This window comes from Falsiroseomonas sp. CW058 (genome assembly GCF_050563535.1).
Classification (GTDB): Bacteria; Pseudomonadota; Alphaproteobacteria; order Acetobacterales; family Acetobacteraceae; genus Falsiroseomonas.
Genome location: NZ_JBNXUO010000017.1, coordinates 41,779 through 59,989 on the forward strand (window position 1 = coordinate 41,779; position 18,211 = coordinate 59,989).

Genomic DNA, 18,211 nt, shown 5'->3' on the forward strand with positions numbered 1-18,211 from the left:
AAGGACCGAGACCCCTACCATGCGGACCCTCCTGCGCGGCCTCGCGGCCTCGGCCCTGGCGCTCGCGCTCGCCATCCCCGCGGCGGGCGCCCAGCCGGGCGACGTCGCCGTCTCCGCGGCCTGGACCCGCGCGGTCGGCGCCACCGCGCCCACGGCCGCCGGCTACATGACGCTGCGAAACCGCGGCGCCGCCCCCGACCGCCTCGTCGCGGCGGAAACGCCGGCGGCACGCTCGGTCGAGATCCACGAGCAGCGGATGGAGGAAGGCGTGATGCGGATGCGCCCGCTCCCCGACGGTGTCCCCCTGCCGCCGGGGGAGACCGTGACCCTGGGCCCGGGCGGGACGCACCTGATGCTGGTGGGTCCGACGCGGGCCCTGGCGCGCGGCGAGCGCGTGCCGCTGACGCTGCGCTTCGAGCGCGCGGGCGAGGTCCGGGTGGAGCTCTCGGTCGAGGCGGCCGGCGCCCGGCGGCCGGCCCACGCGGGGCACTGACCTTGCTGCGCTGGGTCCGCCGCGCCGCCTGGGGCGCGGTCGGCGTGCTCGGCTTCCTTGTGCTGGCGACCTCGGCCGGGTGGCTGGTCACCGACGGCCCGCTCGGCGACCGCCGCGTGGCGAGCGGGCCGGCGAGCCTGCCGATCGGCGGGCCCTTCAGCCTGACCGACCACCGCGGCCGCGCGGTCACCGAGGCCGACTTCCGCGGCCGGCCGATGGCCGTGTTCTTCGGCTTCACCCACTGCCCGGACGTCTGCCCGACGACGCTCGGCGAGATGACTGCCCTCATCGAGGCGCTCGGCCCCGACGCCGTCCGGCTGCACTGGCTGTTCGTCAGCGTGGATTGGGAGCGCGACACGCCGGAGGCGCTGGCCGGCTACCTGGAGGCCTTCGACCGGCGGATCCTCGGCCTCTCGGGCAGCGAGGCGCAGGTGGCCGAGGCCGCGCGCGCCTTCCGGGTCTACTACCGCCGCGTGCCGGTCGAGGGCGGCGGCTACACGATGGACCACTCGGCGAGCGTCTTCATGCTCGACGGGGCGGGCCGCTTCGCTGGGACGATCGACAACAAGGAGGGCGAGGGGGTGGCGCTGCAGAAGCTGCGGCTGCTCCTCGGCGGGCGGGCAGGCGGCTGAGGCGTCGAGGCTTGCCCTGTCGGGCGCTGCCACGGGGCCGTCCCTTGCGGTCCGGCCCGCCTGGAGGGCGGGCCGGCTTTTCCTGCCAGATCGCTCGCGCTGCCGGGGTTCCTGGCGGAGAGGGGGCGGAGCCTGGGCCCCGTCCCGCCGGTTTCAGCCCGCGCGCTTGAGTTCCGCCATGCGCTCTGTCAGCGTCCACAACGCACGGTTCCGCCGCACGTCGCCGCCGATGCCCGTCACCTCGCGCGACGTCACCCGGCGCGCCCGGTTCTGGGCGTCGCGGCCCCAGGCTGTCAGCCCGCCGCGGATGGCGTTCTCCTGCACCCGATTGAAGGTGCGCCAGAGATCGTGGCGCGTGACGCGCGAGCGCCTGGCCCGGACGCGCGACCTGATGGACCGCGTCCTGCCCGATGCCAGCGTCCCGGGCTGGGAGGCGCGGATGGAGGGGCTGACCCTGCCTGACCCGGACGACCGGCACGTGCTGGCCGCCGCGGTCGCGGCGGGCGCGGCGACGATCCTCACGATGAACCTCCGCGACTTCCAAGCGGCGGCGCTGGCGCCCCACGGCGTGGCGGCGGCGCATCCGGATTCCTTCCTCTGCACGACCCGCGACGCGGACCCGGCGGTGATGCGCGCCTCGGCTGAAGCCGCGCACGCCCACCTCAGCCGGAGTGCGCCCACCTTCGACGCCTTCCTCGATGCGCTGGATCGGCAGGGCTTGCCGGGCCTCGTCGCGCGGCTACGTGCGGGCGGTGCGTTGTGACCGCATCGCTCTTGGCCCACCCACGTCCCGGGCGGATACTGCGGGGGTGGACGAGACGGGGAACGACGCGGGGCGCGATGCGGCTCGAGCAAAGCTGCCTTGGGAGCTGCACCCGGCGCTGACGGAGGAGCGCCTGGCCGCCTGCGCGCGGCTGCTCGCGCGCGGGCGCGCCGACGCGGTGGCGCACGCGGATCCCTGGATGGGCGACGATGCGTGGAGCATCGGCTGCCGCGCCTACTCCTTCTCGCGCAACCGGCTCCGGCAGGCGGCGGAGGGCGGGCGTTACCGCTGGCTCGGCGTGCTCGACGCCACCCATCATTTCGTATTCCTTATCGAGGGCGTGCCCGTGCGCTTCTTCCGCGGCGACGCGGAGGAGCCCTCGAAGCGCACGCTCCGCCAGCAGGAGAGCGAGGCGCAGCAACTCGCCCTCGCGCTCGGCGACGCCGACCGGGCGGAGGGCCTGATGTTCTGCCTCGCCGTCGAGACGGGCGAGGGCGGCGAGGTGACGCGCGTGGTGTTCCTCGCGCTGCGCGGCGAGGACGGCGCGGCCGAGTGCTTCTGGCCGGTCCCGCTCGATCACGCGGACGTGTCGGCGCCGCCAGGGCGGAACGCCGGGGCGGCCCTGACGCCGCCCCTGGCGGCTGGCACGATGCGGCGCAGGGGATGATTCCGGTCTCGCTTTTCTGACCATTCTTACGAGTCCGGTTTTGTTCCTCACGACAGAGTGACGCTAGAGGCTGGGTTTTACGTGCCCACACGCCAGGATTGCAGATTGTATTTGGGCCGCCGCCGTCGGTAGCATCCGCCCTCGCCACTCCAGAGGGGCCCGACCGCAGTGCAGTTTTCGGTAGTCTGCTACCGCGGCGCTCACGGCCTCGACGCCCCGGGGCGCCTCGCGCGAATCACAGAAATCGCTAGCTTGCCCGCGCAAACGGGAGGGGCGGTCGGGGCGTGGGCGACACACTCGGCGAGGCGGATCTACGCGAGGGTCTGCTCAGGGGCGGCCGCATCGAGGCTGTCGTGGTGGTCGCGCGCCGCGACCCCGACGGCGGCGTCGATCACGTGCCCTACCTCCTGCCCTCCTGGCGCCGCGGCTACGTCGCCATCGAGCTCTTCCGCGGCCCCGGCGTGCGCGGCTGGCGCGACCTTGACCGGCTGCTCCGGTTCCTGCGCGACGACATGTCCTTCAAGCTGCCCGTCTCGCTCTACGAGGAGGACTGCCCCCGCCTCGCGCGGCTGCGCTCCGTCCTCCCCCGCAGCGCCATCACGAAGCACGTCAAGGCGGACGCGAGCCAGCCGCCCGAGGGCATGGACGTGCCCGAGGCGCCGCCCGAGTAGCTCCGCGCGCCGCGCTGGCGGTGCGCGGTGACCGGCTGCGAGGCGCTCGCCGGGCTGGCCCTGTTCGCTTGCGTGGCGCGCGACCCGCGCTGCCTGCCCGACGAGCACCGGCGCTTGCTCCCCGAGCTCGCGGCCGTCGCCGAGCGGGAGTCCGGCTTCCGCCCCTTCGCCATCCGCGACGAGGTCACGGGCGAGAGCTTGTTCCCGATGACGCGCGCCGAGGCCGTGGCGGTCGCCGCCGCGCGCGACGCGGCGGGCCGCACGCTTGGGCTCGGCTGGTTCCAGATCACGCACCGCGCCAACTGGCGCCGCCACGGCCTGACCGTTGAGACGGCGTTGGACCCCTGCGAGAACATGCGCGCGGGCGCGGCGCACCTGGCCGGCAACCTGCGGGACGCGGCCTTCCAACTCTACAACAGCGGCCGGCCCGGCGGCGCGCCGGGCTACGCCGCCGCGGTCGCGCGCCGCATCGGGCAGCACGCGGCGGCACTCGCCGCCGGCCCCGACGGGCCCGCCGGCGCCGCCACGGCGCCGGTCCCCCCTTTCCTCCTCCCCGACCTGGGTCGCGGCCGCCCGGGCAGGGACCTCGTGACCGGCCGGTAGGAGATCGCCCATGGGTGGCGGAGACGTCCTCACACGCGCGCTGACGGCCCTCGCGCAGTTCCTCGTCGGTCCCTTCGGGATCGCCTTCATCATCGCCTGCGTCGTCATCGCCTTCCTCGCAGCGGCGGCGCGCATGGCGCCGCCCTCGGCCGGCTTCGTGGCGATGTTCTTCGGCGCCGCCGCGTTCACCGGCGCGTACTTCGTCAACACCTTCATCGGGGGCTGAGCGCGGTGCACGCCGCCGGACGCGACACGCTGTTCCTGGCCGCCACGCGCCCGGCGATGCGGTGGGGCGTGCCGATGGAGGGCTACTACCTGAACCTCTTCGGCACCTGGCTCCTCGGCATGGTGCTCGGCAGCCCGCTGTGGTGGGCGACCTTCCTCGTCTGGCACCTGCCCATGGTCGCGCTGACGAACCGCAACCCGCACTTCTTCCACGAGCTGCGCATATGGTACGCCACGCGCGGGCAGACGATCGGCGGCGTGCTGCGCGCCATGCCGGACCGCGCGCCACGGCGCGCGAAGGACCTATTGTCCGGTGTCTAGCCGCTTCGCCCCGCGCGCGCCGACGCTCGGCGAGCACGTCCCTGTCGAGGGCCACCTCACCGAGCGCGTGCTGCGGCTCTCCGACGACGGCGCCTACGCGATGCTCGCGCTCGACGGCCTGCCGGCCGAGACCGCGAGCGACGCCGACCTCGTGGAGCGGGTCGCCCGCCTGAACGGGACGTGGCTCAACGTCTCCGCGGCCGACCGGCTGGTGGTGTCGATCTACGTCTGCCGGAGCCTCGCGGACCCGGCGGCGGTGCTGGAGCCCGACGAGCGGCTCGCCCCCTTCGCGCGCTCCTTCCAGGCAGCCTACCGGGAGCGGCTGCTCGACGGCCTGCTCTACGAGAACCGGCTCTTCCTCGGGCTGCACCTGCGGCCCGCCGCCGGCGGCGGGCCGGAGTGGTGGGCGCGGCGCAGGGCGCGTAAGCACGGCGCCGACGCTGCTGGCGAGCGCGCGATCGACAGGGCGCGCCACCTCGAACGGATCGCCGACTGGCTGGCGTCGGAGCTGGCCGACTACGGCCCCCGCCCGCTCGGCCTGGCGGAGCGCGGCAAGGTGGTCTTCAGCGAGATCGGCGAGGCCCTCGCCTTCGCGGCGACGGGCGTATGGCGCCCCGTCCCGCTCACAACGGGCCGGCTCGCCGAGGCGATGTTCGCCGAGGAGGTGGCGTTCCACTACGAGACAGTGGAGCTGCGCGGCCCCGGCTACACGCAGTACGCCGCGGTCCTGACCTTCAAGGGCTACCCGGCGGTGACCTGGCCGGGGATGCTCGCCGCCGTCGAGCGGGCGCCGTTCCGCGGCACCCTGCTCCACCACTTCGAGCGCCTGCCGACCTCGGGCGGCATCGGCCTGCTCACGCGCCAACAGAACAAGATGGTCTGGGCCGGCGACAAGGCGCGCAGCCAGATCGCGGAGCTCGACGAGGCCGCGGACCGCGTCGCCTCCGGCCGGATGGCAATGGGCCTGCACAGCGTCTCGCTCACGCTGTTCTCGGACCGCGCCGGCGGCGCGCTGCCCTGGTACCGGCGCTTCGCCGCGGCGCTGCGGGGCGCGGGCCTCGGCTCCGTGGCCGCGGCGAGCGTCGAGGCGGCGCTCGACGACGCGACCGGCGGCCCCGGCCGGAACCCGCTCGACGACGTGGTGAACGCGGCCTGGAAGACGCTGGCCGACTGCGGCGCGGCGGTGGCGCGGGAGAACAAGGCCCTCATGGCGGCGTGGCTCGCGCAGCTCGCGGGCAACCACCGCCTGCGTGCCCGGCCCGGGGCGCTCTCCACCCGCAACCTCGCGGCGATGGCCCCGCTGCACGGTCCGGCGCGGGGCGTGCCCGTCTCGCGCTGGGGTGCGCCGATCGTCACGCTCCGCACGACGGCCGGCACCGCCTACCCCTTCCACTGGCACGACGGCGAGGGCGACGACGCGGTCGGCAACACCCTCATCACCGGCGAGACCGGCTCGGGCAAGACGACCCTCGTCGGCGCGCTGATCGCCTGCACGGCGGGGCGGGCCGACGTCGTCGGCCTCGACCACAAGCAGGGCTGGCGGGTGCTCTTCGGGCACCTGGGCGCGCCCTACGCGGTCATGGGCGGCGGCAACCCGATGTTCGCGCCGCTCAAAGGCCTGGAGCCCACGCCTGGCAACCTCGACTTCCTCCTCGACCTCCTGCGCGGCTGCATCCTCCAGGGCGGCTGGCGCGACCTGACGCCGGAGGAGGAGCGGCTGCTGTCGCTCGGCATCCGCACCGTCATGGACAACCCGCCGGAGCACCGCCGGCTCGCCGAGGTTGCGGCCTTCCTGGCGCCCGACGTGGACGTGGACGGCGCCGGGGCGCGGCTCCTGAAGTGGTGCTGGGGCGGCGAGCTAGGCTGGGTGCTCGACGCCCCGCGCGACGCCCTCAACCTCTCGGGCGGCACGGTCGGCCTCGACGCCACCGACGTCCTGAAGAACGGCCGCGCCGCCGCGCCGACGCTCCTCTACCTCTTCCATCGCATCGGCCTGCACCTCGACGGGCGGCGCCGCCTGCTTCTGCCCGTGGACGAGGGCTGGCGCGTGCTGGAGGACCCGGCCTTCTACCGGCCGATCGCGGCCCAGCTGCGCACCATCCGCTCGAAGAACGGCGTCGTCGTGTTCATCACGCAGTCGCCCTCGGACGCGGCGAACAGCCCGATCGCGGCCGAGCTGCTGGAGCAGTGCCCGAACCAGATCCACCTGCCGAACCCGCGCGCCTCCGAGGAAGACTACGTCGGCCGGCTGAAGCGCACGCCGGGCGAGTTCGCCGCGCTGCGGGCGCTCGGGAAGGGGTCCGGGCAGTTCCTCGTTTGCAAGGGGCGCGAGAGCCTGATCGCGGAGCTGCGCCTGCGCGGCCTGCCGCAGCTCGCCGCGCTGTCGGCCGGCGAGGCCGCGCTGCGCGCCTACGAGGCGCTTCCCGAGGAGGTGCGGGCCGACCCGCGCCGGCTCGAGCACGAGTTCCGGCGGCGCCGCGCCGCCGCGGAGCAGGAGGTTCCCGCATGACGCGCGTCCCCAGTTTGGCGGCGGCCGCCGCGCTCGCCGTCCTCGCCGCCGCCCCGTCCGCGCGGGCGCAGCTGACGGTCGTCTGCCCGACCTGCCGGCAGGAGCTGACCGACAACCTGGCCTGGGCGCAGCAGGCCGCGGACATGATCCGGCAGCTCCAGCAGATGCAGCAGCAGTACCAGCAGCTCGTGATGACCTACCAGGCCATCACGCGGGTCACCGACCTCGGCAGCGCCGTCTCCGCACTGAGCATGATGGGCATCCGCAACCCGCTGCCGATCAACCCCTACGCGGCGCAGAGCCTGCTGAACGGCACGGGCGGCGCGAGCGGCATGCTGAACTCGCTGTCGGGCCTCTACACGGGCACGGTGCGCGGCAACACGGTCTACGTGCCGCGCGACGACACCTGGACCACGCGCCAGATCGTCGCCAACGGCGGCGGCTTGGCCGGCGCGCAGGCCCTCGCCCTCCAGCTCTACCAGTCGGCGGGAGAGCGGGTCGCCGGCCTCGCCGAGCTCCAGGGCCGCATCGACGGCGCGCCGGACCCCTCGGAGCGCGAGGCACTGATCGCCCGCCTCGGCGTCGAGCAGGCCTACATCCAGAACCAGCAAGTCCAGGCGCAGAACATTCAAACCTACCTCATCGCGCAGACGCAGGTCCGCGAGCAGCAGCGCGAGGAGCGCCTCCAGCAGAGCATCGACGAGATCCTCGAAGAGGCGCGCGGCCGGGGGTGGTGGCGATGACCGGCCGTCGGTGTGCCGTGCCGCGGTGCCGGGCACCGCGGCTGCTCGATCCGGACTTGCTCGGGGGGCTGGGGCTACTGCTCTGGACGCTCGCCTTCCTGGCGCTGAGCGCGGCCCTCGGGGTGGCGCAGCCGCTCCCGCCGCAGGAGCGCCGGACCGTCTCCTGGTACGCCGCCAACCCCTGGGCGCTGGAGGCCGTCACGCGCGCCTGCCGCGACGACCCGGGACGGCTGCGTGGCACCCCGGACTGCGTGAACGCCGACCAGGCCCGCATCGTTGTCGCCGAGCGCGAGGCCCGGGCCCGCGCCGGCATGCGACCGGAGCCGCCGGCCGGGGCGACGCCCGATGCGGAGCGCGCGCGTCAGGCGGAGGCCGAGGCGCGCCGCAACCAGGGCGACCTCACCTCGCCGACGAGCCCGCGCTACTGGGCAGCCAGGCCGATGGAGCGCGCGCAGCAACTCGCCCACTGCGGTCGGCTGACGGCCGAGCAGCAGGCTCGCTTTTACTGCGACGCCGCGCGCGCGGCCGAGGCGGCCGCGCGGAGGCCCCGGTCGTGAACGGCTGGGACATCTTCAGCCGCCTCTACGACCTCGTGGCGATCCCGCTCACCGCGGGCGTGGACGCGATGATCGCGGCCATGACGGGCTGGGTCGCGGGCTGGCTGAAGGTGGCCCTCGTCGTCTACGTGACCGGCCGCCTGATGTGGCAGGCGCTCGTGCAGAACGGCGAGCCGCTGAGCGAGGTCGAGCGGCTGGTCGTCATGGGCGCCGCCGCGGTCGCGCTCGTCACGACGGTCGGCGGCTACGGCCCCTGGGCGCGCGACGTGCTGCTGAACGGGCTCGGGCCGGAGGTCGGCCGCGCGCTCGCCGGCTCGCTCGGAAACCGTCCGGTGACCGGCCCATTGTTCGACGAGATCTGGGGCAAGGCCTGGGTGTCGGGCCTCGCCATCTACCGCAGCCTGCCCTGGTCCATCGCCGGCCTGGGGCTCTGCATCATCGTCGTGTTCTACTGGATCATCGCGGTCTTCGCGATCGCGATCGCTTTCCTCGTCTGGATGAAGGCCTTCATCATCCTCGCGCTGCTGATCGGCGTCGGGCCGATCTTCGCGGGCCTGTTCGTGTTCCCGCTGTTCCGCCACATGGCGATCGGCTGGCTGAACACCGTCTTCGCCAACATCGTGCTGCAGGTCCTCTCGACCGCCCTGCTGGCGCTGCTGCTGAGCGCGGAGACGCAGCTCCTCTCGCAGGTCGCCACCCTCGCCGCGGCCGGCGGCATGGCGAACGAGATCCGCGGCGTGCAGATGCTGCTGGCCGGGATGGTGCTCTTCGTCGCCTGCGGCTGGATCACCTACCAGCTTCCCGGCATCGCCTCCGCCATCACCGGCGGCTTCGCCGGCTACGCCCTCCCCTACGTCCGCTCCTACGGCCGCGGCTCTTCGGGCGGAGGCGGGGGCGGCGGACCGCCGCAGCGTGACCCTTCGCCTCCTCAGGCGGCAGCCCCCGTGTCGCCCGCGCCCGTCGCCCCCGCGCCGATCCCGCTCGCCCTGCCCCGCCCCGCCCCCGGCCCGACCGGGCCGTCCATGTCCAACCGATAGGAGCCCCGCCGCCGTGCCGCGCCGTATCCTGCTCCTCGCCATGGCCCTCGCCGCGCTCGGCGCCGGCTGCTCCGACGGGGCGCGGCGCCTCGCCGAGCCTTCCGGGCCGGTCTTCCGGCTGAACCCGGACCGCTGGCCCGACGCGGCACCGCCGACGGGGAGGGCCGCCCTGCGATGAACGCCCCCCTGCGCCTCAAGCCCGGCGTGTGGCCCGCCGAGCCGCTCAGCCCCGAGGCCGCCCAGGCCTTCCTCGCCGACGCCGCGGCGCGCGCCGACGAGGTGCGCCGCACCGGCCTCGCCTTCCGCCGCGCCGGCTGGATCGCCGGCGCCTTCGGCGCGCTCCTCGGCCTCGCCGGGGTCGGCGTCGCGGCCGCCGTGGTGCTGCGCGCCGAGCCCGCCCGGCTCGACTTCGCCCTGCTGGACCGCGACACCGGCGAGGTGAGCCCTACGCTCGCCGCCCGCGACGCGCCACGCGCCTTCACCGACCACACCGCGCGCCAGTACCTCCGGCGCTTCGTCGAGGCCTGCGATGGCTACGCGCCGACGCCGAACCCGACGACGCTCCAGCGCGACCTGCACCGCTGCGCTATCCTGCTCACCGAGCCGATGCAGGAGCGCTTCCGCGCGAGCGTGGCACGCTCCAACCCGGAGAGCCCGCTCGCCACCCTCGGCCGCAGCGGCGTCCGCACGACGGAGGGGTTCCGCTACTTCAAGTACCCCTCCGAGGGCCGCACCCAGACCTGGCGCGTGCAGTACACCCGCGTCGAGACGCGCGTCGGCGCCGGCGGCCCTGGCGTGACCACGCGCACGCCGATGACGGCGATGGTGAACTTCCAGTGGCGCCCCGAGCTGCCCCAGCTCGCGGAGGACCGCGACTGGAACACGGCCGGCATGCAGGTCGTGACCTACTCCATCGAGCCGGACACCGGGCGATGACGCGGCGCGCTCCCTTCACGGCGGCGGCGCTCGCCGCCGCTCTCGCCCTCCCCTTCCCCGCCGCCGCGCTCGACGAGCCCCGGCCCGTGGACCCGGCCGAGCCGCACATGCGGACGCTGGCCTACAACCCCGCCGGCCGCACCCTCCTCGTCGGCACGGTCGGGCGGGCCACGGTGATCACCTTCGGCCCCGACGAGCAGGTGAAGCGCGTCGTCCTCGGTGTCGAGAGCTTCTGGGAGCCGCCGAACGCGCAGGCCCTCGCGCAGTCGCCCCTGAACAACGTCCTGCCGCTCTGGGCTGTGGCGCCGGGGCGGACGACGCTCCAGGTCGTCACCGCGCGGCACGGGGCCGCGGACCGGGTGTACCAGTTCGCGGCCGAGGTGCGCCCCCTGCCCCGCACCTGCGGCCCCGACGGCCGGGCCGAGTGCGCCGACGACCCGGCGGCCACCTACGGCCTCGCCTTCACCTACCCGGCGGACGAGCGGGCGCGGCGCGAGGCGGAGGCGGCCGAGGCCCGCCGCCAATCGGCGGAGCGGGCCGCCGCCGCGCGGGCGACGCGCGAGGCCCAGGTCGCGCGCGACCGCCTCGCCGTGGACTTCGCCTGCCGCAACTGGACCTTCGAGGGCCGCGGCTCGGCCGACCTGGTGCCGGACGAGACCTGCGACGACGGGCAGCGCACCGCCTTCCGCTACCTCGGCAACCGCCAGGTGCCGAGCGTCTTCACGGTGGACGCCTCCGGCGCCGAGCAGTCGGTGCAGGCCGTCGCCCGGCCGGCCAACGAGCCGGGCCTGCGGGGCATCTGGTGGATCGTGCCGGGCGTCCACCGCGAGATCCGCCTGCGGCTGCCCGGCGGCGCGGTGCTGGCGGTCTACAACCGCGCCTACGACCCGGTCGGCCGCGACCCCGGGACCGGCACGACGCACCCCGACGTGGTGCGCGAGCTGGCGAGGCAGGCGCGCCGATGACCGAGGACCGCGGCGCCCCCGACACCACCGGCCGGCGGCTGCTGACGCAGAAGCAGACCTACGCGGCGTCGATCCTGGGCGCCGCGGCGCTGATCGCCTTCGTCTTCTGGCGGCACCCAGGGAACGAGCCGCCCGAGCCGCCGCAGCCGGCCGGCGGCATCGGGCGCCGGGTCACCTTCGACGCGCCGCAGCCGCCGCCGGCGACGCCGCCGGCCGAGCCGGTCGCCTTCGCGCTCCCGCCCCCTCCCCCGCCGCCGCAGCTTGCCGTGGCCCCGGCGCAGGCGGCCGCCGGCCCGCGGGCGCCGCGCATGATGTCCTACGCCGTCACGCCCCCTCCCCGGGCGGACGACCGCTCCGGGGCGGAGGGCGGTGGCCGTGGCGCCGTCCCGGGCGGGCCGGAGGCCGACCCGGCGCGCCGCGGGACGACGGTCGCCTTCCGGGGGACGGCGGTCGCTGGTGCCCGCGCGGGCGCCCCGCTCGACACCACGCTTGTGCTCATGCCCGGCGTCTACCGCTGCAGCCTCGACACCGCGGTCAGCAGCGAGCGGCCGGGACCGTTCTTCTGCCACGTCACGCAGGACTGGCTCTCGCCGGCCGGGGTGCGGCTGATGGAGGCGGGCACGCGCATCCAGGGCAGCTACGAGAGCCACGTCGCCGTCGGCCAGAGCCGAATCCTCTCCCTCGCGGCGACGGGCTGGACGCCGCAGGGGGTGCCGGTGCCGCTCGGCGCGCCGGTCGGCGACGCGCTCGGGCGCGTCGGCATGGACGGCGCCGTGGACCGCCACTTCTGGGAGCGCTTCGGCGGCGCGGTCTTCCTCATGCTGTCGGGCAGCGCCATCAGCGCCGCGCAGGGCGCCGTGCAGGCCGCGCTCGCCCGCGGCGACAACAACACCTACCTGAACCTCCAGACCGGCGGCGTGCAGGGTGCGGTCGCCTCCGTGCTGCGCGACAGCCTCAACATCCCGAACACGGTGACGAAGAACCAGGGGGAGGAGATCGCGATCCTCGTCACGCAGCCCGTGGACTTCTCCGACGCCTACCGGCTGAGGCTCCGCTGATGCTGGCCGGCGAGGCGACGCTGCTGCGGCTGCTGGAGCCCTTCGCCGCGGCCCTGGCGCGCCCCGGCACGCGGGAGATCGTGGTGAACCGCCCCGGCCGCTTCGGGGTCGAGGGCGAGGACGGCTGGACCTGGTACGACGCGCCGGAGCTGACCTTCGCGCGCCTCGACGCCATCCTCACCCTCGCCGCCTCGCGCACGTCGCGGCGCGTCGGCCCGGACCGCCCCTCAGCGTCCTCCGTGCTGCCGGGCGGGGAGCGCATCATGGGTGCACGACCGCCGGCCGCGCCGCCCGGCACGATCACGCTCGCGATCCGGCGCCGCGCGAAGGACTTCACGCCGACCCTCGAATGGCTCGAGGAGCACGGCTACTTCGCCGCCGTACCGGGGCGCGGCGCGGCGTGGTGGCGGGCAGCGGTCGAGGCGGGGAGGACGATCCTCGTCGCCGGCGCCATCGGCTCCTCGAAGACCACCTTCGCCGAGGCGCTCATCCGCGCCGTGCCCGCCGACCGGCGCCTGGTCACGATCGAGGACACGCCGGAGTGGATGGACCTGCCGCACGAGAACTGGTCGCCGCTCTACTTCGACGGGGAGCGTCGCACCGCCACCGACTGCCTCCAGGACGCGATGCGGCTGCGGCCGGACTGGCTGCCCTTCCAGGAGCTGCGCGGCGCCGAGGCCTGGGCCTTCCTCCGCGCGCGTGTCGTCGGCCACCCCTCCGTCACCACGATCCACGGCGCCGACCCCGAGGCCGCGATCGAGGCGGCGGCGCTGATGGTGCGGCAGAGCCCGGAGGGCCGCGCGCTGGAGGCGGCGACGGTGCACGGCCTGCTCCGCCAGCACGTGGACCTCGTCGCGCACTGCGCGCGCGATCCCTACCGCCTGACGGCGGTGCTGGAGGTGCGTCCGTGACGCGGCGGGGCGCCCTCCTGGCCGGTGCCCTCGGCGCGGCGGCGCTCGCCGCGGTGCCGGTCGCCTCGGCCACCTATCTCGCGATCACCGGGCTCGGCGCGCACCCCTACTTCGCCGCCGCCGGCCTCTGGACGAAGGCGACCGCCTGGATGCTCTACGCGCCCCAGGCAGGAGCCAACTGGTGGGCGGCGGTCACCGTCGGCCTGTCCGGGTTCCTTGGCCTCGCGCCGCTGCTGCTGACGGGGACCGCGGCCGTCGCGGTGCGGCGCCGCGGCGGGCGGCCCCTGCACGGCGAATCCCACTTCGCCACCCGGCGCGAGGCGGAGGGCAGCGGGATCGTCTTCGCGGCCCGGCCGGTGCCGGATGGGATCCTGCTCGGCAAGTGGGGCCGCGGCCCCTTCGCACGCTACGCCTGCCTACCCGGCCAGCAGCACGTCGCGGTCTACGCGCCGACCGAGGAGGGCAAGGGCGTCTCCTTCGTGGTACCCAACGCGATGAACTGGGGCGGCGCGCTCGTCGCCTTCTCGGTCAAGCGCGACCTGGTGAAGTGGACGGCCGCGGAGCGGGCGCGGAAGGGCGACGACATGTTCGTGCTCGACATCGGCGACCCGGAGGGCCGCACGCACCGCTGGAACCCGCTCGGCCTCGTGCGGCGGGGCACGCCCGACGCCACCGACGACCTTCAGAAGGCGATGTTCGCCCTCGTGCCGGAGACGCGGGCGAACAACCCATACTGGGACAACGCGGGCCGGCGTGTCGCCACCGCCCTCGCGGTGATCCAGTCGGAGACGCCCAGCGCGCCGCTCACGGTGGCGGCCGTGGCCGGCCTCGCTCGCCGGGGCGACTGCGCGGCGCATCTTCGTACCCTGGTGACGGAGGCACGGACGGCGAACCGGCCGTACCCGCGCGCGGCCGTCGAGACCGCGCTCGGCTGGGCCGACGGCCTCGACAAGGGCAGCGAGGAGGCGCGCGGGGTGCGCCAGACGATCCTCACCGCGCTCTCGCTCTGGGAGGTGCCACGGATCGCCGCGGCAACGGCGGCGAGCGACTTCGACGTACGCGAGCTGCGGTCGCGCCGGATGTCGGTCTATCTCTGCGCCCAGCCCTCCGACCTGCGCAGGCTGCGGCCGATCTACGCGATCTTCTTCCAGCAGCTCATCGACGCGATGGCGCGGGAGGAGTTCGGCGAGCGGCCGGAGCACAGGCACCGCGTGCTGGCGATCCTCGATGAGTTCTGGGCGCTCGGCGAGCACCGCGTGCTGGCCGACGCCACGGCCTTCATCCGCTCCTCCGGCCTGCGCATGGCGATCGTCGTGCAGTCGAAGGACCAGACCCGGCTCGCCTTCGGCGAGGACGGGTCGCGGAACATCTACGCCAACGCCGGCGCCGAGCTCGCCCTCGGCGGGCTCGACCAGCGTCAGGCGGAAGAGATTAGCCAGCGCGGCGGCAGCGACACCGTCGTGGAGACGACGCAGAGCCGGCCGCGCTTCTTCGGCTGGCTCAGCCCGTCGCGGCAGAGCGAGAGCGAGACGGTGCGCCGCCGCGCGCTGATGCTGGCGCAGGAGGTGCAGCGCCTGCCGGCCGACAAGCTCCTCGTGCTGCGCCGCCGGCTGCCCCTGCTGATGCTCGACCGTCTCGTCTGGTATCGCGACCGCTGCTTCCGCAACCGCGCGGCCGATCCGCCCGCAATCCCGACGCTTGCCGTCACCGTGGAGCGCGACGCGGCGCCAGCGGGCGATGCCGGCCCGCCGTCCGATGCAGGCGCGGCGGCGGCCGGCCGCTCAGCGGCGTAGCGTCATGGTCGGTTCGTCCCGCCCGCGGCCGGGGCTCGGAGAGCGCATGCGCGCGACCCGCGCCCGCACCGCCCCTGCGACCTCCGCCCCGAGCCGGGAGAGCCGCCCGACGAGTTCCTCGCCGGCCCGCACGGCGCCGGCGATGCGCGCGGCGACCGGCTTCACCGCTAGGCGCTCGCGGCTACCTGCTAGCCGCTTTTCGAGGACCGTCGGCGGCAGTCCCGCCGCCTCCCGCCTCTCGGCCGGCCGCACGCCCCCGCGCAGCGCGCGCGTCGCGCCCCGGCGCACCTCGCCGGCGCGGGCGAGGAATTCGAGCGCGCCTTCCTGCCGGGGCTGGCGGCCGAGGTTGCGCGCCGCGTTCGCCCAGGCGTCCGCCTCGGTCACCGGCCGCACGTCGTTCAGCGGGCGGCGCCGCACCACCTCCGCGTGCTCGGCGCCGGCCGAGACGAGGAGCCAGGAGGCCCGGCGGTGACGCGTGCCCGAGGCGTAGGCCGCGAAGCCGGTGACCGCCTTCGTCCCGGCCGGGAGGGCGTGGACGTGCTCGGTTGCGGTCGAGCCCTGCGCTGTGTGGGTCGTCATGACCTCGCCGTAGGCGAGCCGCACGCGACCCGTGGCGCGGTCGGCGAGCGCGGACCAGGCGACCCGCCCCTCGCGGCCGGAGGAGGTGCGGACCTGCATGCCCCCTGCGTCGGCCGAGAGCACGGTGAGCACCGAGCCGTTGCGACCGATGCTGCCCCCCTCCCCCTCCGCGCGGGTGCTCGCGAAGAGCCGCACCCGGTCGCCCGGCGCGAGCGCCATCTCGTAGGCGTTCCCGTCGCGGTCCGCGGCGCGAACCTTTACTTGGTCGTCCCCGACTTGGCCGAGCCCGCGGCGCACCTCGCGGATGGCCAGCCCGAGCCGGTGCGCGTCGGCGTTCGTCGGCGCGGAGACGGTGAGGCTGTAGCCGGCGTCGCCGGCGTTCGCCCGCAGCCGCTCGCCGACGAGGGCCGCGACGCGCTCCACCGCCTCGCGGTAGCCGCCGGGCACCATCTCGGCCGTGCCGTCCGCCCGCTTCATGGCGAGCGCCTCAGCGGCGCGGCCCTCGCGCCAGTGGCCGGCGATCTCGCGCTCCCGCTCCGCGCGCTGCCGGACCGTGGTGAGGATCTCGGGCACCTGGTCAGGGCCGAGCGCGCGGCGGACGAGGTCCACGATCGGGCCCGCCTCGATCGCCTGGCACTGCCGGTCATCGCCGAGCATGGCGAGGCGGAAGCCGCGCGCCTCCTGCAGCCGCAGCAGCTCGAGCCCCTGGCGCGTGCCGAGCAAGCCGAGCTCGTCCACGACCACGACCGAGCGTCGGTCAAGTACGAACCGATCCGCCTTTGCGCCGTCGAGGAAGACGCTGAGCGCGTGGACGTTGCCGCGGCCGATGCCCGCATCGGCAAGGTCGTCGGCCTGCCGCCAGGCGAGGGATACGCCGTGCACCGCCCTCCCCTGCCCCGCCCAAGCCTCGACCAGGGGTCGGAGCAGCGTCGTCTTGCCGCTGCCGGCGGCGCCGACCACGACGCCGAAGCGCCCCCCTTCCCCGAGCCGGTGCATGGCGCGCCGCTGCGCCTGGCCGTGCTCGCACTCGAAGGCGAGGCCAGCCCGCGCGGCCGCGGCCTCGATCTCCGCGGGCCGCAGCGCGCCCGTCCGATCGGCCGCCGCGGCGCGCGCGAGGCGGATGAAGGCGGCCTCGTCGGCGGCGTGCAGCGCGGTCGTGATGCCGACGTCGCCGCGCTCCCCTGCCCTGCCCCAGACGAGCGCCGTCGCCTCGCCGTACTGGCGCACGCCCTCGCTCCGGAAGAGCGCGGTCACGCGCTCGACGTCGCGGGTCTCCTCGATGCCGGCAGCGATGAGCCCACGGAGCGCAGCCGTGCGCGCGTCGGCGCCGGTGACAACGGCGCGCCGGTCCAGCTCCTTCTCGAGCCACGGCAGCGCCTCCTCGTAGGCCAGCGCGATGCGCTCCTCGCGGGTCGGTCCGGGTCCTTCCCGGCGCGGCCCCTCGATCCCGCCGTAGTTCCAGCCGAGCTCGCGCGCCTGGCGGCGCCAGTCGGCGAAGTCGGCCACATCGTCCTTCCGGAGCTTCTCCCGCGCCTCCGCGTCGATCCCGGCCGGGGTACCCTGCACGCCGGCCTTCAGCAGCCCGGCCCGGCGCGCGGGCGGCAGGGCGTCCCAGTCGAGGCCGAGCGTCCTGGCATAGGCCCGCGCAGCCTCCTCGCCGCCGAGGGTGCGCTTCGAGAAGTGGTCGCGCACTCGGTCGGGGATCGCCGCGAGGCGAGCCATGCCGGTGCGGTCGTCCAGCGCCACCTCCGCGCCGAGCCGGCGGAGGTTCGCGGCCAGGTGCGCCTGGTAGAGCGCGCCGGCCTCCTTGATCAGTCCATCGAGCCGGTCGAGGTCGAGCGAGCCAACGCGGCCGTTCTCGCAGAACACCGCATTCGGCACGGTGAAGTGGGTGTGCAGGTCCGGGTCGCCGGCGACCTGCACGGCGACGCTCTCGGTGACGGTCCGCTCGCCCTCCTGGCGCGCGGTCCAGAGGGTCGGGCGCGAGGTGTAGTGGTCGAAGGCGATCCAGGCGACGTGGCCGGGCTCGGCGCCGTCGCGCCCGCCCTTGCCGTGGCGCGCCTGCCCGATCCGCCCCTCGATGGCGGCCATGGCTTCGGCGGCGGCCTCGCGGTGCGCGACGTAGATCGAGGCCGCCTCCGCGGGCCGGGCGAAGGCCCAGGCGACCGACACCGACTTGTCGGGCGTCAAGCAGAAGTCGACGGAGCCGATCGGCGTGATTTCCTTCGCCTCGCCCGTGCGGCGGTCCGTGACCTGACGGGCGACGGCGTACTGCTTGCCCTCGATCTTCGCCCCGTCGGCCCGGCGGCCGGCGAGCAGGGCGTTGATCTCGTCCCGGCCCACGGCGCGATCGGGGTCGAGCCCGAGGCCGCGCGCGACGAGGGGGTGCATGTCACGCCGCGGCTCAGCGACCGGGCGGCCGTAGGCGGCCTCGAAGTCGCGCCGCTCGATCGCCATCGAGAGCCGCTCGGCGAGGCGGTCCTCCTCGTCCTGGAGGTCGGCCCCGCGGTCGGCGTGCCCGACGACGAGCTCGTCCAGGGCTTGGCTATACGCTATCTGCTCGCTGCTAACTGCTTCGGCCAGCTCGGCGAGCGCGCGGTCCTCGGCGGAGACGGCCTCGACTCCCTGCGTGTAGTAGCGCGCGAGGTCGGCCACATCCCGCGGCAGGGTGCGGGTGAGGAGGTGGTCGGTCATCGCGCCGGCCGCCGCCGGCTCGCCCGCCGCGATCGTAGAGTAGGTCAGCACGCC

20 protein-coding genes are annotated in these 18,211 nt (G+C 75.2%); 18 read left to right on the forward strand and 2 right to left on the reverse strand.

Going from position 1 to position 18,211, the window contains the following annotated elements; all coding sequences use genetic code 11:
- Window positions 1–19: 19 nt before the first annotated feature.
- The gene (locus ACK8OX_RS14760; RefSeq protein WP_430664925.1) at window positions 20–493 is read left to right on the forward strand and encodes a copper chaperone PCu(A)C; all 474 of its coding nucleotides are present in this window, start codon (window positions 20–22) and stop codon (window positions 491–493) included.
- A gap of 2 nt (window positions 494–495) precedes the next feature.
- Window positions 496–1,125, forward strand: a complete 630-nt coding sequence (locus ACK8OX_RS14765) for an SCO family protein (RefSeq protein WP_430664926.1) — start codon at window positions 496–498, stop codon at window positions 1,123–1,125.
- A 153-nt stretch (window positions 1,126–1,278) separates the two neighbouring features.
- On the opposite strand, the gene ACK8OX_RS14770 is transcribed toward ACK8OX_RS14765, so the two are convergent.
- The gene (locus ACK8OX_RS14770) at window positions 1,279–1,449 is read right to left on the reverse strand and encodes a hypothetical protein (RefSeq protein ID WP_430664927.1); all 171 of its coding nucleotides are present in this window, start codon (window positions 1,447–1,449) and stop codon (window positions 1,279–1,281) included.
- Between the two features lie 31 nt (window positions 1,450–1,480).
- Here ACK8OX_RS14770 and ACK8OX_RS14775 point away from each other — a divergent pair, with 31 nt between their 5' ends.
- From ACK8OX_RS14775 to ACK8OX_RS14850, 16 genes are all read left to right on the forward strand, one after another.
- Window positions 1,481–1,888 (forward strand): hypothetical protein, encoded by a 408-nt coding sequence (locus ACK8OX_RS14775; RefSeq protein ID WP_430664928.1) that lies wholly within the window; start codon window positions 1,481–1,483, stop codon window positions 1,886–1,888.
- Window positions 1,889–1,934: 46 nt separating this feature from the next.
- Entirely contained in the window at window positions 1,935–2,555 is a 621-nt protein-coding gene (locus ACK8OX_RS14780) for a hypothetical protein (RefSeq protein WP_430664929.1), read from the forward strand.
- Window positions 2,556–2,839: 284 nt separating this feature from the next.
- Window positions 2,840–3,226 (forward strand): hypothetical protein, encoded by a 387-nt coding sequence (locus ACK8OX_RS14785; RefSeq protein ID WP_430664930.1) that lies wholly within the window; start codon window positions 2,840–2,842, stop codon window positions 3,224–3,226.
- Between the two features lie 27 nt (window positions 3,227–3,253).
- Window positions 3,254–3,829, forward strand: a complete 576-nt coding sequence (locus tag ACK8OX_RS14790) for a transglycosylase SLT domain-containing protein (protein WP_430664931.1) — start codon at window positions 3,254–3,256, stop codon at window positions 3,827–3,829.
- Between the two features lie 10 nt (window positions 3,830–3,839).
- Window positions 3,840–4,055 carry a hypothetical protein gene (locus ACK8OX_RS14795; RefSeq protein ID WP_132295443.1) on the forward strand — a complete coding sequence of 72 codons (216 nt, stop codon included), beginning with the start codon at window positions 3,840–3,842 and terminating at the stop codon, window positions 4,053–4,055.
- A gap of 5 nt (window positions 4,056–4,060) precedes the next feature.
- On the forward strand, window positions 4,061–4,375 hold the full coding sequence (locus ACK8OX_RS14800) for a VirB3 family type IV secretion system protein (protein WP_430664932.1): 315 nt from the start codon (window positions 4,061–4,063) through the stop codon (window positions 4,373–4,375).
- Complete coding sequence (locus ACK8OX_RS14805; protein WP_430664933.1) at window positions 4,368–6,884, forward strand: hypothetical protein; 2,517 nt, start codon at window positions 4,368–4,370, stop codon at window positions 6,882–6,884. Before ACK8OX_RS14800 ends, ACK8OX_RS14805 begins: the two co-directional genes overlap by 8 nt.
- Window positions 6,881–7,627, forward strand: a complete 747-nt coding sequence (locus tag ACK8OX_RS14810; RefSeq protein WP_430664934.1) for a type IV secretion system protein — start codon at window positions 6,881–6,883, stop codon at window positions 7,625–7,627. The genes ACK8OX_RS14805 and ACK8OX_RS14810 overlap by 4 nt, the downstream gene beginning before the upstream one ends.
- Window positions 7,624–8,184 carry an EexN family lipoprotein gene (locus ACK8OX_RS14815; RefSeq protein WP_430664935.1) on the forward strand — a complete coding sequence of 187 codons (561 nt, stop codon included), beginning with the start codon at window positions 7,624–7,626 and terminating at the stop codon, window positions 8,182–8,184. The genes ACK8OX_RS14810 and ACK8OX_RS14815 overlap by 4 nt, the downstream gene beginning before the upstream one ends.
- Window positions 8,181–9,221 (forward strand): type IV secretion system protein, encoded by a 1,041-nt coding sequence (locus ACK8OX_RS14820; protein ID WP_430664936.1) that lies wholly within the window; start codon window positions 8,181–8,183, stop codon window positions 9,219–9,221. The genes ACK8OX_RS14815 and ACK8OX_RS14820 overlap by 4 nt, the downstream gene beginning before the upstream one ends.
- A gap of 13 nt (window positions 9,222–9,234) precedes the next feature.
- The gene (locus ACK8OX_RS14825) at window positions 9,235–9,399 is read left to right on the forward strand and encodes a hypothetical protein (RefSeq protein ID WP_430664937.1); all 165 of its coding nucleotides are present in this window, start codon (window positions 9,235–9,237) and stop codon (window positions 9,397–9,399) included.
- The gene (locus ACK8OX_RS14830; protein WP_430664939.1) at window positions 9,396–10,157 is read left to right on the forward strand and encodes a type IV secretion system protein; all 762 of its coding nucleotides are present in this window, start codon (window positions 9,396–9,398) and stop codon (window positions 10,155–10,157) included. Before ACK8OX_RS14825 ends, ACK8OX_RS14830 begins: the two co-directional genes overlap by 4 nt.
- Window positions 10,154–11,122, forward strand: coding sequence for a TrbG/VirB9 family P-type conjugative transfer protein (locus ACK8OX_RS14835; protein WP_430664940.1), 969 nt, complete (start codon window positions 10,154–10,156; stop codon window positions 11,120–11,122). The genes ACK8OX_RS14830 and ACK8OX_RS14835 overlap by 4 nt, the downstream gene beginning before the upstream one ends.
- Window positions 11,119–12,180, forward strand: a complete 1,062-nt coding sequence (locus tag ACK8OX_RS14840; RefSeq protein WP_430664941.1) for a TrbI/VirB10 family protein — start codon at window positions 11,119–11,121, stop codon at window positions 12,178–12,180. Before ACK8OX_RS14835 ends, ACK8OX_RS14840 begins: the two co-directional genes overlap by 4 nt.
- A complete protein-coding gene (locus tag ACK8OX_RS14845; RefSeq protein WP_430664942.1) occupies window positions 12,180–13,091 on the forward strand; it encodes an ATPase, T2SS/T4P/T4SS family in 912 nt (303 codons plus the stop codon). The genes ACK8OX_RS14840 and ACK8OX_RS14845 overlap by 1 nt, the downstream gene beginning before the upstream one ends.
- The gene (locus ACK8OX_RS14850) at window positions 13,088–14,884 is read left to right on the forward strand and encodes a type IV secretory system conjugative DNA transfer family protein (protein ID WP_430664944.1); all 1,797 of its coding nucleotides are present in this window, start codon (window positions 13,088–13,090) and stop codon (window positions 14,882–14,884) included. Before ACK8OX_RS14845 ends, ACK8OX_RS14850 begins: the two co-directional genes overlap by 4 nt.
- On the opposite strand, the gene mobF is transcribed toward ACK8OX_RS14850, so the two are convergent.
- The gene (gene mobF / locus ACK8OX_RS14855; protein WP_430664945.1) at window positions 14,873–18,208 is read right to left on the reverse strand and encodes a MobF family relaxase; all 3,336 of its coding nucleotides are present in this window, start codon (window positions 18,206–18,208) and stop codon (window positions 14,873–14,875) included. The two genes, ACK8OX_RS14850 and mobF, sit on opposite strands and share 12 nt — an antisense overlap.
- Between the last annotated feature and the right edge of the window lie 3 nt (window positions 18,209–18,211).

Coding starts and splice junctions, on each gene's coding strand:
- ACK8OX_RS14835 (WP_430664940.1), top strand. CDS start 10,154: ATGACGCGGCGCGCTCCCTTCACGGCGGCGGCGCTCGCCGCCGCTCTC.
- ACK8OX_RS14830 (WP_430664939.1), top strand. CDS start 9,396: ATGAACGCCCCCCTGCGCCTCAAGCCCGGCGTGTGGCCCGCCGAGCCG.
- ACK8OX_RS14815 (WP_430664935.1), top strand. CDS start 7,624: ATGACCGGCCGTCGGTGTGCCGTGCCGCGGTGCCGGGCACCGCGGCTG.
- ACK8OX_RS14840 (WP_430664941.1), top strand. CDS start 11,119: ATGACCGAGGACCGCGGCGCCCCCGACACCACCGGCCGGCGGCTGCTG.
- ACK8OX_RS14795 (WP_132295443.1), top strand. CDS start 3,840: ATGGGTGGCGGAGACGTCCTCACACGCGCGCTGACGGCCCTCGCGCAG.
- ACK8OX_RS14810 (WP_430664934.1), top strand. CDS start 6,881: ATGACGCGCGTCCCCAGTTTGGCGGCGGCCGCCGCGCTCGCCGTCCTC.
- ACK8OX_RS14845 (WP_430664942.1), top strand. CDS start 12,180: ATGCTGGCCGGCGAGGCGACGCTGCTGCGGCTGCTGGAGCCCTTCGCC.
- ACK8OX_RS14760 (WP_430664925.1), top strand. CDS start 20: ATGCGGACCCTCCTGCGCGGCCTCGCGGCCTCGGCCCTGGCGCTCGCG.